Consider the following 14,283-nt stretch of genomic DNA (forward strand, 5'->3'; position numbering starts at 1 on the left):
GTCCTTTACAAAGGGTACACTTTAAAAGCCCTCAATTAGCCATGGGCTTTTTTCATGAGGTAGGTGCAAGAGATAAATGGGATAAGGCCTTTCCCCTAGTGGGCAAATGGATCAGGCGAGAGTTATACCCAGATCATGAATTTGGCGGATTCAGTGCTATGTTAAAAGAACATGGAGTTCAACTGTACAGTTCTGATGCTATACCCGCGATTGAGCTCACTTTTTTGTCTGAAGACGGTAACCGCTTGGAGTTAGGCCACAACATCGGCGGAAATTTTGTGAGAAGTAGCTTTGAGACGAAAAACCAGTGGATTCTGCAATTTGGGCAATGGAAAGATCTGTGGTTTCCAGCAGCTCCTTGCTCGCACGAATCCTGACCTCATTCAAATAATTGATAGGTGACATACCGTAATATTTAGCGAAAGTATGTGCCAGATAATATTTGCTAATATGCGCCTTCTCCGCCAGAGAGTGGAGCGAGATTTCCTCCGCATAGTTCGAATCGATATGTCGTTTGATCCGGCTGCATATCTTGTCAGCCCTTTGCGTGGTTACGACAGAGAATGGATGACCGGATCTTCGCATTAAACTTATGATTACAATCTCAAGTAAGTTTTGACAGACGTCCTCATAGTTCTCATTCTTGTTTTCGGTTTCCGAAAGCATAGCGTTGAAATACAACAAGAGTTCATTCCTCTGTTTTGAATAATTAATGATTTCATGATTACGGGTACCACTTTTCTTTCCAAAATCAAAACTCATCCCCTCAACCCCAAGCACTACATATTCCAAAGGGTCACTACCAATTGATACTTCGGTATGCTCTACATTCGGGTTCACAATGACAAGATCGTCCTGCTGCACCGAAAAAATCTCATCCTCTACAATGAAATTTCCTCGTCCACTTCGGACATAAAATAGCTCAGCGAAGCTATGTGAATGACGAATGCTGAACCAATCCCCTTCATAAATGGAAGAGCTAACATAGATTAACTTTGCGGGAATCTCTCCACGTCCCTTTCCGGGAAGCCAATAACGTACATTTCCCATTTGCAGTCCGCCCTTTCCTCAATTTAATTTAGTGGCCTACAAATAAACCAACTTCTGCGTTTTATGCACTGAAAAAATTGTTAATTTATAAATTTATTATATTAGCAAGATATATAAAATCAACGGCAACATGTATGTAGATATAAAGAGACCGTTAAGATAAATTAGAAGGGCGAGAATGATGAAAGCGGTTACTTATAATCACTAAATATAGGGGGAATGGATTTATGAAAAAGATTCTTAGCCTTGCAATCACGGCAGCATTGACACTTAGCTTGGCAGCCTGTGGGAACTCTTCTGAAAATGGCTCTAATTCAACAAAGGATTCATCCAGCACGAACTCAGCAACTTCTACGGAGCAACGGACTCTTAAGCTTGCTGCTTTGGAAACTGCTTACGGGGCTGATGTATGGAAAGAAGTCACGACGGCCTTTGAAAAAGCCAACCCTGGCGTGAAAGTTGAAACAACTATCGACAAAAATATCGAAGATGTCATTGGACCAGCCATGAAATCCGGTGAGTTTCCTGATGTCATCCATTTGGCAACGGGCCAGCCGAAGGGTTTGACGGAAACCTTTGTGAAAGATAATAACCTTACCGATCTTTCGGATGTGCTGTCCATGACCATTCCTGGTGAAAGTGTTACGGTGAAGGATAAACTGATTCCAGGTTTCACTGATACAACGATCACGAATCCGTATAACAATGGAAAGACCTATCTCATGCCTATGTTCTACAGCCCTACCGGTTTGTTCTACAACCAGGGTTTGTTTGAACAAAAAGGTTGGGAAGTTCCTACGACTTGGGACGAAATGTGGGCTTTAGGTGATAAAGCTAAAGCCGAGGGAATCTCACTGTTTGCTTATCCGACATCAGGATATTTTGACTCCTTCTTCTATGCCTTGCTGAACGAGGTGGGAGGCGCGGATTTTTTCACAAAAGTAACGCATTACAACGAGGGCATTTGGCAAACCCCAGAAGCTCAACAAGTTGTTGAACTGATTGGTAAACTGGCTTCTTACACCGAGAAAACGGTTCCTGCTAATGCCAATAAAGATAACTTTACTAAAAATCAACAACTAATTCTGGATAATAAAGCACTTTTCATGCCTAACGGCACTTGGGTCGTTGGTGAAATGAGCAAAGCTCCGCGAGCAGAAGGCTTCAAATGGGGCTTCACAGCTCTTCCGGCAATAAAAGACGGTGGCGACCGTTATTCTTATACCTTCTTCGAACAAATTTGGATTCCTGCCAAAGCGGAAAACGCGGATCTGGCAAAACAGTTTATTGCTTATCTTTATTCCGATGAGGCAGCCGATATTTTTGCAAAGGTTGGCGCGATTCAACCGATCAAGGGCATGTCCGACAAATTGGATGGAGACAACAAGCTCTTCTACAGCATCTATGACAATGGGGCTAAGGCTGCTATGGGTGCATTTGCAACGACAGACCCTGTGGAAGGCGTGAATATATCTGATTCGGTGTTTGCTTCCATTGATTCCCTGGTCACAGGTGCTAAAACACAGCAGCAATGGGTTGAGGGAATCATTAAAGCAAGCGATGCCTTGCGCGGAGCATTGAAATAGTTAAAGAGGCCGGAGGCCTTGAGAATGTCTCAGAATCATGGTGGGCAACCTTTGCTGACCACCATGATCTGACCTTTGGGAGGAGAGAGAAAGCCATGGATATGAAAAAAGGAAGAGGACGTTTTATCTTCTTCTGTCTAGCACCCGCCGTCCTCCTTTTTGCTATTTTCTTAGTTATCCCTACGATCGATGTCTTTCGGATGTCATTGTACAAGTGGGGCGGCTACACCGATAACAAAACCTTCGTAGGTTTACAGAATTTCAATAAGCTTTTTCATAGCGACAAGTTCTATCAGACCTTTCAGAATAGTGTTCTGCTCATTGTCGTTGTTACGATCGTGACCTTTGCTCTCGCACTTCTGTTTGCATCGATGCTCACACGTGAAAAACTCAAGGGGCAAAACGTTTTACGCGTAATCTTCTATATTCCGAACATCCTGTCTGTCGTTGTCATCAGTGCGATCTTCTCTGCAATTTACGATCCGAACAGCGGGCTTTTGAACTCATTACTAAACCTTTTTCACGGATTAAAAGCAGAGCCCGTTCTATGGCTAGGGGATCAGAAATTGGTTATTTTCAGTCTTGCAGGCGCCATGATCTGGCAGGCGATCGGCTATTACATGGTTATGTACATGGCTAGTATGGCCAACATTCCAGAGAGCTTATATGAATCGGCAGGGCTTGAGGGTGCTGGGCGAATGGCTCAGTTTTTCCAGATAACCATTCCTTTAATCTGGACGAACATACGGACCACGCTCACCTTTTTCATCATCAGTACGATTAACATGAGCTTCTTGTTTGTGATGACGATGACAAGCGGCGGTCCCGACGGTGCCACCGAAGTGTTCCTCAGTTACATGTATAAAGAAGCTTATACTAATTCCTCTTACGGTTATGGGATGGCCATCGGTGTAATTGTGTTCCTGTTCTCGTTTGCACTAGCTGGGGTCCTAAACGCAGTCACCAGACGAGAGCATTTGGAATTTTAGGAGGGGATAAGATGAATACAAACAAACGCTCACGTAAAGGTGTTAGCGACAAATTATATAAAGGCTTCATTTACGTTATACTGATCGCTTTAGCCATCCTCATCCTCATCCCTGTGCTATGGGCATTCATGGCCTCCATCAAACAAGACAGTGAGTTTTACGGCAACCCCTGGGCACTGCCATTAGGGATGCATCTTCAGAACTTTGCTGATGCATGGCTGAAGGCAAAAATGGGTTCTTTTATGCTTAATTCCGTATTGGTTACGGTAATCGCACTAGGGCTTCTGCTTATTGTGGCGTTGCCTGCGTCCTATGTGCTTTCGCGTTTTAAATTTAGAGGGAATGGATTCTGGAATATGATGTTTATGGCGGGTTTGTTTATTAATGTGAACTATATCATTGTTCCTATCTTTCTCATGCTTAACAACGGCGACAAGATGTTCCGTGGCATTCTGGGGCACCCTGTTTTGCTGAACAACCTGTTTATTCTTGCAGTGGTATATGCTGCGATGGCACTGCCATTCACCATTTATCTCATGTCGGGATATTTTAAATCGCTGCCCAAAGAATTTGAGGAAGCGGCCTCGGTGGACGGTGCTGGTTATTTCCGTACTATGGTGCAAGTCATCATGCCTATGGCTAAACCCAGCATCGTAACGGTTATTCTGTTCAATTTCCTGTCCTACTGGAACGAATATATCATCTCCATGACGCTCCTGACCAAACCGACCCTTAAGACATTACCTGTAGGCTTAATGAACCTGATGGCAGCGCAAAAATCCGCAGTTCAATATGGCCAGATGTATGCAGGTCTGGTGCTGGTCATGCTTCCAACCTTGATTATATATATTCAGGTACAAAAAAAGCTAACCCAAGGCATGACGATGGGCGGGCTGAAAGGATAAGATGCGATAATGGACGATTTTACAAAGAATTATTTGCGCAATCTGTTGATGTTGATTGTTTTTATCGTCGGAATGGGATTGGTAATTGTCGGCCAAAAGAACATTGGAGCGCCCGGACTGGGTCTTATGCTGCTTGGGCTTGCAATGCTGATCGGTTTGCTGTGGTTACATAACCGAAAATATAAATAGAGGAGTTTTCAACTATGAGTACCAAAAGAGGACGTGTAACGATACCTACTGATTTAGACGTTATTCCGCAAACCCTGGAGATCATGAAACGCTGGGGAGCCGACGCTGTGCGCGATTGTGATGGAACCGACTTTCCCGCCGAGCTGCGAGATATCAATGCCAAGGTCTATTCCACTTATTATACAACCCGTAAGGATAACGTATGGGCCAATGCCAACCCTGACGAGATTCAACAAATGTATTTGATGACACCGATTCATACTGCTGAAGGCAAAAGCCTGTCCATTTCCCTGATGAAGGGGATTTACCCCGACATGCTCAATGTGAATTGTCGCGACGATATTCAGCGCTGGTGGGAAGTCATCAATCGTACGACCGGAGAGGTCGTTCCGACCGAACAATGGAGCTATGACGACAAAATCGGCGATGTGACCATTTCAACCCATCCGTTCCATGAGTATACGGTTAGTTTTTTAGCTTATATTATGTGGGATCCGGTTCATATGTACAATGCGGTTACGAATGAATGGAAAGATGTCGAGCATCAAATTACCTTTGATGTTCGACAACCGAAGACTCGTGAGTACACGATGGAGCGAATCCGCAAGTTTATTGAAGATCACCCGTATGTCAATGTAATCCGCTATACCACTTTCTTTCACCAATTCACTCTGGTTTTTGATGAGCTTGCTCGTGAAAAATATGTGGACTGGTACGGCTATTCAGCCTCAGTTAGCCCTTATATCCTCGAACAGTTTGAGGAAGAGATCGGGTACCGGTTCAGACCTGAATTTATTATCGACCAAGGTTACTACAATAACACCTATCGAATACCTACCAAGGAGTTCAGTGATTTCCAAGCGTTTCAGCGCCGTGAAGTGGCGAGACTAGCCAAGGAAATGGTCGATATTACCCACGAATGCGGTAAGGAGGCCATGATGTTCCTGGGTGATCATTGGATCGGCACAGAACCTTTCATGGAGGAGTTTGCATCGATCGGTCTTGATGCTGTAGTCGGAAGTGTAGGTAACGGTTCAACACTAAGACTAATCAGCGACATACCTGGCGTGCAATATACAGAAGGCCGGTTCTTACCTTACTTTTTCCCGGATACCTTTCATACAGGCGGGGACCCCGTAAAGGAAGCCAAAGTAAACTGGGTTACCGCACGACGCGCCATTCTCCGCAAACCGATCGATCGGATTGGCTACGGTGGATATCTTAAGCTAGCCCTTGATTTTCCCGAGTTTATTGAGTATGTAGAAAGCGTTACGGATGAGTTCCGTACGCTCTATGATAACGTACAGGGAACGACGCCGTATTGCGTCAAGTCGGTAGCCGTGCTTAACTGTTGGGGCAAAATGCGGGCCTGGGGAAACCATATGGTCCATCATGCACTTTATTACAAGCAAAATTACAGTTACGCCGGTATTATTGAAGCTCTCTCTGGCGCACCTTTCGATGTGAAATTCATCAGCTTTGACGACATCAAAGAAAATCCTTCCGTGTTAGATGATATCGACGTCATATTAAACGTCGGAGATGCAGATACGGCCTATACGGGCGGAGAATGGTGGCTGGATACGGATATCGTTACCGCCGTAAAAAGGTTTGTTTATGAAGGCGGTGGATTTATCGGTGTTGGCGAACCCACAGCGCATCAAGCAAACGGGCGCTTTTTCCAACTGGCCAATATCCTCGGAGTAGAGGAAGAACGCGGCTTTACGCTGGGTTATGACAAATATAACTGGGATGAGCATGAACATTTCATTACCGCAGATTGTAAAACCAATCCGGATGGAAGCAAGGAAATCGACTTTGGAGAAGGCAAGAAAAATATTTTTGCCCTTGAAGGTACTACAATTCTCCGTCAAATGGACAAGGAAGTTCAACTCGCGGTGAACGAATTTGGCGACGGGCGAAGCGTGTATATAAGCGGTTTACCGTACAGCTTCGAGAACAGCCGCTTGCTGTACCGTGCGATTCTCTGGAGCGCCCACAGTGATCAGGAGCTGAACAGCTGGTTCAGTGAGAACTATAATGTTGAGGTTCATGCTTATGTGGAAAAGGGCAAATACTGCGTGGTGAATAATACGTATGAGCCACAGGAAACCGTCGTTTATCGCGGTAATGGCTCCAGCTTCTCACTGAAGTTGGATGCCAATGAGATCAAGTGGTACGAAATATAAAAATCCAGCATTCTATTGTAGGAGGAATGATTTGATGCTCAACAAAAATAATAAAATGATATTCAAATTATGGATTTGGATGATGGTTTTATTGGTTGCTTCAAGTCAGTTGATGGTACTCCCAAGCAATACTGCTTATGCTACTTCAGGAGAATTTGGTGAATTGCCAATTGAGCCACAGGAAAAAATGATCGAGAGCATCCCCCCGATTAAGGTTGAAACATACGTTGATGAGCAGCCAGAAATTCCATCGGTAATACAAGCGGTATACAGTGACAGCACTACCGCAGAAGTCATGGTGAGCTGGGATTCAATTGAATCTTCTGATTATGCGCAGGTAGGGACATTTACCGTAAAGGGATCTGTAGAGGGAACGAGTATTAAAGCCGAAGCTGCAATCACGGTTCTTGAAAAGGGTATGGAAACAACAGAAAATGTAGATATAGGTGCTTTCCTAGAAGAAGTGAAAAATAATGTTCCAAGTAACGAAGAGGTTGTTTCTTATACAAATAACTATCAGTCTATGGAACCGGAAGCCATGACTTTCGTCAAAGGAAATGGAACGACTTCAGTAAATAACGGATTGACAGTATCGATCAGTAATCTGGGAGGTAGTGGAGCTATAGCAACATGGGATAAGGCTCCTTGGCTCTCCGGAGGAATCATAGATACAATGATGCGGTATACCAGCACAAATCAAAGCAATATTGGATTTGTTCTAGGCTCTAATGAGAGTAACCAAGGCATAGCTATTCGTTATGATTCCGGCACAACCTGGGTTATTCAGAGTCCGGATGGAACAAGTAAGTGGGAAACATTTGACGGACCAGAACTAAAAATGGACACAGATTATCACATTCAGATTGGCTTTAATGGTACGAAGCTTTTGATCATTGTAGACGACGTGACTTATTACAATAAGAATACTGATTTATTGAGTTCGTTATCTGGATTAGGGCAGATAGGGCTGTATAAGCGCTATGCTACAGGAGAAATTGCCATCAAGAGTGTGAGAATTGAAGGTGTGGGGACGAAGGAGAAACCTTCAAACATTGTTAATTATGTTCAAGATTATGAAGACTCAAATTATGCACCACATTGGTCGGGGCTGAAAGCAACGGTCGTGACGGATATTACGGGCAATAAAGTTCTTTCCCTTAAAAAAGGATCTAGTGAACGAGGCGTGGATCTGGATTCGCCACAAATTCAACAAGGAACTCTCTCATTAGATTTCAAACTGGTTAATCCGGACAAATTGGTTAGCGGACAAGGATTTGCATTTGGTTTCAGAATGAATGATTCAGCAAGTATTTTTAATGAACTCGGGGTTGATCCGAGCAGCTGGATACCGGAGTCCAATACGGGTTGGGGAGATAAGCAAGAGATTCCTTATCCGATTCAAGGGCGTTGGAACAATCTCATGTTTAATTTTAATGGGAAGAAGATAACGGTTTTTTTGAATAAAAAGCGAATTGGCGACATTACTTTTGATCAATTTTCAGAAGCAGCGGGGCGCTTCGGTCTTCGCATTAGAAGTACTGTAGAACTACAGATCGACAATCTACAGTATACGAATCAGATCATTGAACCCAAACAAATTGCACAATACAGTAATGATTTCGAGGATGGAATTAAGGGTACCTGGACTGGTGCTGATTCTACGATTATTACAGAAGGCAGTAACCGGGTATTAAGACTTTCCAATATCAAGGACAACGTAATGAACATGGATGCACCGTCCTTGCAAAGTGCGACATATATGTTGGATGTGAAACCTGCAACTAAGGATATCGGATTTGTTATAGGCGATGGTGCTATTGTTAAATATGAAGGGACGAAATGGGTGTTGTTGAATAAGGGCGGGATCAGCACTGACTTTGTCGCTTCTGATGCTATGGATTTCAGTCCTGTACCTTATACATGGAACAAAGTTGGACTTCAATACTCTGATCAATCTGTAACCTTAAGTATTAACGGCGCTACATTGCAAGCAAACTTACCGACAGGGCAGCAGTTTGGGGAAGGGGCTTTTGGGGTAGTTGCGCAGAACTACATGTATATCGATAATGTTGTTTTTACTGAAGAATTTCTTGATATGAATACGTCTTCATCATATGTCGGCAAGCTGAGATACGAAGAGTATTATGAAGGTGATTCAATCGTGAATTGGGAAGGATTTAAGGATACGCCGCAAGTTTCAAATGGATATTTGCAAGGGATGCTTGATGTTGGGACGGCTGCTGTCAATAAGGATGTAAATCCGGTACCCAACGGCATATATCAAGTGAAAATGCAGACGGATGGAGCCGCGGGGATTACACTTGGAAATATCGTGATTTACGAGGAAAGTCCGGGGACTTGGAAATACAAGCTGAATGGCAGTAATGATGCTTTTGTCATCGGCAATGCTACAGCACTTACATCTAGCAAAGATTATACGATACGAGTAGAAATGATTGAGAACGAATTAGGTCTTTATGTGAATGGAATTAGGGTTGGCAATAGTACGGTAACTGGATATACACCAGGACCATTTGGCATTTATAATTCTGCGTCCCATGCGATTCAAGCTAAGATAGACGCGATCACTGCAGAAGAGATCCGCGTGTATGCACCAGATTATAAAGCACAGAACTGGGGTCCGCTTGATAACAGTAAACCAGAGGTGCTCGCTAATGGAAATAGCCAAATCCGATTGAACATGCCAGGGGTTTCATTAGCCGTGGATAAGGATAGCCCTAAATTCGCTGATCAGCGAGTAGCCTTTGATTTTAACACGAACGTGTCCGCAGGAGCAGATGGCGGTCGTTATGGTTTTATTGTAAGAGGTTCGGCTACTGACAAATATGTAAGTGTCGTTCATGACATTAATGGCAAGTGGAAGGTCACAACAAGCAACGGGAATGAGATATCCTTTCCGAATACGTATCAGATGCAAGCAAATACAGATTATTATATTGAGCTTCGTCTGGTAGGAACAACGGTTAGTCTCAGCATTACTGGTCCTGATGGCATAACTACGGATATGGGTTCAATATCTGAAGAATCGATGGCTGTTGTGCCGGGTTGGTTTGGTCTTCGTTCATGGTATGGAACCAAACAAATGACGGTGTGTAACCTGAAAATAGTGGAACTGGAGTCGCTACCCAAGCTCAAGCTGGCGCAAGAGACAGATACGATTGAGAATGATGGTATGACCGTTACGGTATATAAAGATTTTCCAGGCATTGTAGAGTATAAAGTGGATCATCACACGCTGCAGGCTGACGTGGAGCAAACGAATAGCTTGAAGATTAATAATAAGGATTACGTACCACGTACAGTGTCGAAGAAAGAGAACGCTAGCACATATCAGTACACGATGACGTTTGATGAGATCGGCGTTGTGATTGATGGGCATCTCGAGGCAAAGGCGAACAATGTAGTTCGATTCGAAATTGATAAAATTTCTGACGGCCCGGATTTCCTAGTGCGTTCGATTCAAATGAACAACGCTCTGATCCATGTGAATAGTTCAATGAAAGATGCATCGTATGCATGGAGTAAGTCAAACGGGGAGTGGCACGGAGTCTCGGAGGAATTGGTTGACGATATGTCTCTTATGAAGCAGAGCGGTACGGCCGGTGTAACGATGGTTATGGTGAGTGGAGATGGCCTGGCAGCATCGGCAGAGGACAACGTCATGAGTGGTGGCAACAAATTGATAATTACCACTGAGAAAAAACCACTTGTCAATAAAATAACGGTGAAGCCAGGCAGTTGGACGTATCGACATCTTCAAAGCAGTGAGACTGAAGAGTTACCATGGTATGAAGTGGTCGTCACTGGGGAACGCAATAACGACGATAAGACAGATTGGCAGGATGCCGCTGTTGCTTACCGAACGGAAATTTACAATGAGCCATTTGGCGCGCAGGATATGAAGAACAATATGATGTACATTGCCTTCAACTTTGCTAGTCAAGCCAATGATCCGTTCTTGAACAGTTTGGATACGGGAAAAGTTCTGTACAATTTTACAGACGGTTTTGGACAGATGATCCTGCATAAGGGCTATCAGGCGGAAGGACATGATGATGATATTCCTTCCTACTCCAATATTGGTGTAAGACAAGGTGGATTGCATGATTTCAATTATTTGATCGATGAGGGGGATAAGTACAACCTTCATGTCGGTGTGCATCTGAATGCAACCGAATACCATCTTGATGCCAACGAATTGGATTACTCCAATTTAACTGGGGCTACAGCTAATGGACCGAAGACAGATAGGCTCTCCAAAGGTTGGGATTGGATTGATACGGCTTATTATGTAGATCAAACGAAGGATGTCCTGAGTGGAGAACTGAAATCCCGATTCACCAATCTATATAATCTCACAAAGGACCCTAACGACCCTAATGATCCTACGCTGGATTTCTTCTATGTTGACGTGTATACCGGCAATGACTACAATGCCTATAAATTGTTGCAATATGCCAATGATCTTGGACTCAAAGTAGGAACAGAATTTTCTGGTCCGATAGAGCCGGGTGTGGATTTTGTTCACTGGGGTCCGGATTTGGGATATCCCAATAAAGGGAACAAGAGTATCCTTTCTAGAATGGTGAAGAACAATCTGGATATTTTTGTAGGAAACGCTCTGTTTAAAGGACAAAAAATTCCTGGTGTGACCACTTGGGGTGATTCTAAGCCAGACGTACAGCAAGGTGTAACGGTATTCTTCAATGAAGTATTACCGACGAAGTATATGCAGCATTTCGGTGTGCTGAAATATGAAGAAGATCAAGTGATTTTTGATAATGATGTCGTCTCTATGAGAAATAAATCCACCGGTATGATTGAGCTTACCAAGAATGGAAAGCTGATCTCTTCTTGGAAAGATACCGGGACAACTACCGATGAATCAGTGCGCCATACAGGTGAGGCTAACTCGTTAATTCCATGGGTTTGGGATATGAAAGCTAATCAAACCTTAGGTGTTAACGATGGTGCGAAGTTGTACCACTGGAACACAACAGGTAACTCGACCACTTGGCAGTTGACGGATGAATTTAAAGATGTAAAGCAATTTAATATGTACGAATTGACCCAACAAGGTAAAGTTCTAGTTGATACTCTGGTTGCTCGGAATGAATCTCTTACGATTACTAAGGCAAAGAAAAATACGCCTTATGTATTGTATCCAGCATCTGCTGATGCCCTGACTTTGGTGCCTAATGCAGGGAATTGGGGAGAAGGCAGTTTGATCAAGGATTTTGCCTTCAATTCAGAGAAGTTCAATGTTCCAGATTCATGGACCGTTGATGATCCAGCAAACATTACAATTAAGACTGTTCAAGGGGATACAGAATACGATATTACTAAAGAAATGAATAAATCGAATTGGAACAGATACGCAGAGGTCGGCAGTAATTCAGGTGTAATCTCACAGGAGATTACCGGATTGCAGCCTGGTCAGGATTACACGGTTGGAGTGTGGACACAGACTGAGAAGGGGAGAAAATCCTCGCTTCAGGTCACGGTTAATGGTAAAACTTATTCCAATAATGTGACAGGTCAAGATGGCATCCATAAATCATCCTTCAAGTTCGTGGACACCAAATGGCAAAGAATGAATGTTGAATTCAAGGTTCCGGCAGGGATTAATTCTGCAACAGTTAAGCTTGTAGCTGATCCAGGAGCGGGTACTGTTCAATTTGATGATGTGCGTATTTGGAAGCATACAACTGTAGAGAAAGACCCTACGAATAAGAGCTACGTTGTATATGAGGATTTTGAAAATGTGTACGAAGGCTGGGGTCCTTTTGAGTACGGTGGTGGGGATAGGCAAATTCATATTGCAACCGATCAAAGTAATAAACAGGATAACAACCAAGTTGTATCCGCATCTGAGAAAAAGGTTGGTCCTGTAATGACCTGGGTTCTGGATGGTGAGAATTCGTTGAAAGTTAATGAAACCGATGTTGGTAAATTAATAAAAACGAATGAATCCAGCGTGAAAATGGAACCAAACACAGAATATGACTTAGGCTTTATTTATACCTTAGAAAAGTATGCTGGTTATGAGGTTTCTTTACAATCACGTTCTACAGGGGAAATTGTGTTGAAGGAAACACTGGGCACACTACCTAATCCGGGTAATAAAGCGGGTGAAGATGGGGGTTATATTCGCTTCCAGAAAAAATTCACGACAGGTGATCAAAATGATTACCAAGTTATTTTCAAAATGGTATCCAAAGGCGCTGGAGGTCCTACTTCTGATTACGCCTTAATTCTGGATGATTTCTACATTAAAGCAAAATTGGTAGTTAACATCGTAGCCATTGAGAATGTGCAGGTTGAAACGGAAGCTGGATCTACACCGGTATTACCTGCGAAAGTAACCGTAACCTTGAGTAATCATACGACCCAACAGGCCGCGGTTGTATGGGAAGCGATTGATCCTACACATTATGCACAGGCAGGTACTTTCCAGGTGAAAGGCTCGGTCATGGGGACGGACCTCAAAGCGATTGCGACTGTAAAAGTAAAGGCGAAGAACATCAGCAATCCGGGTACGAATCCAGGAACAGGATCAAATCCAGATACCGGATCAAATCCAAGTACTGATACGAAACCAGAGACCCATCCTAATCCTGACACAGGAACGAATAATGGGTCTGATAAGGATAACGAAACAGGAGCTAAGCCCGATACGGGTAACACCAAGCCCAAAGCGTTTGTGGATACGGTTGGTCACTGGGCAAACAAGGAAATCGAAGCTCTTGCGAGCAAAGGCATTATCAAGGGCATTCATGATCAGAAATTTGCTCCAGATATGACTATAAACCGTTCTGAAATCGCAGCGATGTTAACTCGAGCATTTGGTCTTAAGGCTGGTGGGTCAACATCATTTAAAGACGTAACAGAAGATAAGTGGTATAAAGATGACGTTCGTGCTGCAACGGATGCAGGTTTGTTTAAAGGCTATGCGGGTAATTTATTTGAACCTATGAAACCCTTAAGCCGTGAAGAAATGGCCGTTATTATAGTAAGAACGCTTGAAATGAAAGGAAGATTGCCAGAGGTCTCCGATACGACGAAAATGGTACTTTCTAAGTATACAGATGCGGATAAGGCAGGAATCTGGTCCAAGGAAGCATTAGCGATTTGCATTGAGCTTGGTCTCATTCAAGGAACACCGGATCATAAACTAAATCCGAAACGTAATCTGACGCGAGCTGAGGCAGCTGTTTTATTTAGCAGATTATTAACGTATTGCTCAACGGACAAATCTGATTTACCTGGTTGAAAAATACTCAAAAGGCAGACCGACTTCCGGTTTGCCTTTTTGCTATGCAAACGTATAATGAGAGCTTGAAGGGAGAGAAGA

The 14,283-nt window shown here is 43.4% G+C and carries 7 protein-coding genes; 6 read left to right on the top strand and 1 reads right to left on the bottom strand.

Translation table 11 applies throughout. The annotated features are described in order from the left end of the window. Nucleotides 1-216: 216 nt before the first annotated feature. Nucleotides 217-1,050, bottom strand: coding sequence for an AraC family transcriptional regulator (locus AMS66_RS02700; RefSeq protein ID WP_053779328.1), 834 nt, complete (start codon nt 1,048-1,050; stop codon nt 217-219). Nucleotides 1,051-1,277: 227 nt separating this feature from the next. Between AMS66_RS02700 and AMS66_RS02705 the strand changes: the two genes are divergently transcribed. The 6 genes from AMS66_RS02705 (at nt 1,278) to AMS66_RS02730 (ending at nt 14,202) form a co-directional block, all read left to right on the top strand. Then, a complete protein-coding gene (locus tag AMS66_RS02705; RefSeq protein WP_053779329.1) occupies nt 1,278-2,636 on the top strand; it encodes a carbohydrate ABC transporter substrate-binding protein in 1,359 nt (452 codons plus the stop codon). 95 nt (nt 2,637-2,731) lie between these two features. Further along, on the top strand, nt 2,732-3,625 hold the full coding sequence (locus AMS66_RS02710; protein WP_053779330.1) for a carbohydrate ABC transporter permease: 894 nt from the start codon (nt 2,732-2,734) through the stop codon (nt 3,623-3,625). Nucleotides 3,626-3,636: 11 nt separating this feature from the next. Beyond that, on the top strand, nt 3,637-4,530 hold the full coding sequence (locus tag AMS66_RS02715; RefSeq protein ID WP_053779331.1) for a carbohydrate ABC transporter permease: 894 nt from the start codon (nt 3,637-3,639) through the stop codon (nt 4,528-4,530). A gap of 9 nt (nt 4,531-4,539) precedes the next feature. Next, complete coding sequence (locus AMS66_RS02720; RefSeq protein WP_053779332.1) at nt 4,540-4,719, top strand: DUF6903 family protein; 180 nt, start codon at nt 4,540-4,542, stop codon at nt 4,717-4,719. A 14-nt stretch (nt 4,720-4,733) separates the two neighbouring features. Further along, entirely contained in the window at nt 4,734-6,908 is a 2,175-nt protein-coding gene (gene gnpA / locus AMS66_RS02725) for a 1,3-beta-galactosyl-N-acetylhexosamine phosphorylase (RefSeq protein WP_053779333.1), read from the top strand. Between the two features lie 34 nt (nt 6,909-6,942). Continuing rightward, nucleotides 6,943-14,202, top strand: a complete 7,260-nt coding sequence (locus AMS66_RS02730; RefSeq protein WP_053779334.1) for an endo-alpha-N-acetylgalactosaminidase family protein — start codon at nt 6,943-6,945, stop codon at nt 14,200-14,202. Nucleotides 14,203-14,283 lie beyond the last annotated feature (81 nt).

The sequence above is a fragment of the Paenibacillus xylanivorans genome, from assembly GCF_001280595.1.
GTDB classification, from domain to species: domain Bacteria; phylum Bacillota; class Bacilli; order Paenibacillales; family Paenibacillaceae; genus Paenibacillus; species Paenibacillus xylanivorans.

Excerpts from the sequence above, each read along its gene's own strand:
- AMS66_RS02730 (WP_053779334.1), top strand. The coding sequence starts at position 6,943 with ATGCTCAACAAAAATAATAAAATGATATTCAAATTATGGATTTGGATG.
- AMS66_RS02715 (WP_053779331.1), top strand. The coding sequence starts at position 3,637 with ATGAATACAAACAAACGCTCACGTAAAGGTGTTAGCGACAAATTATAT.
- AMS66_RS02705 (WP_053779329.1), top strand. The coding sequence starts at position 1,278 with ATGAAAAAGATTCTTAGCCTTGCAATCACGGCAGCATTGACACTTAGC.
- gnpA (WP_053779333.1), top strand. The coding sequence starts at position 4,734 with ATGAGTACCAAAAGAGGACGTGTAACGATACCTACTGATTTAGACGTT.
- AMS66_RS02700 (WP_053779328.1), bottom strand. The coding sequence starts at position 1,050 with ATGGGAAATGTACGTTATTGGCTTCCCGGAAAGGGACGTGGAGAGATT.
- AMS66_RS02720 (WP_053779332.1), top strand. The coding sequence starts at position 4,540 with ATGGACGATTTTACAAAGAATTATTTGCGCAATCTGTTGATGTTGATT.
- AMS66_RS02710 (WP_053779330.1), top strand. The coding sequence starts at position 2,732 with ATGGATATGAAAAAAGGAAGAGGACGTTTTATCTTCTTCTGTCTAGCA.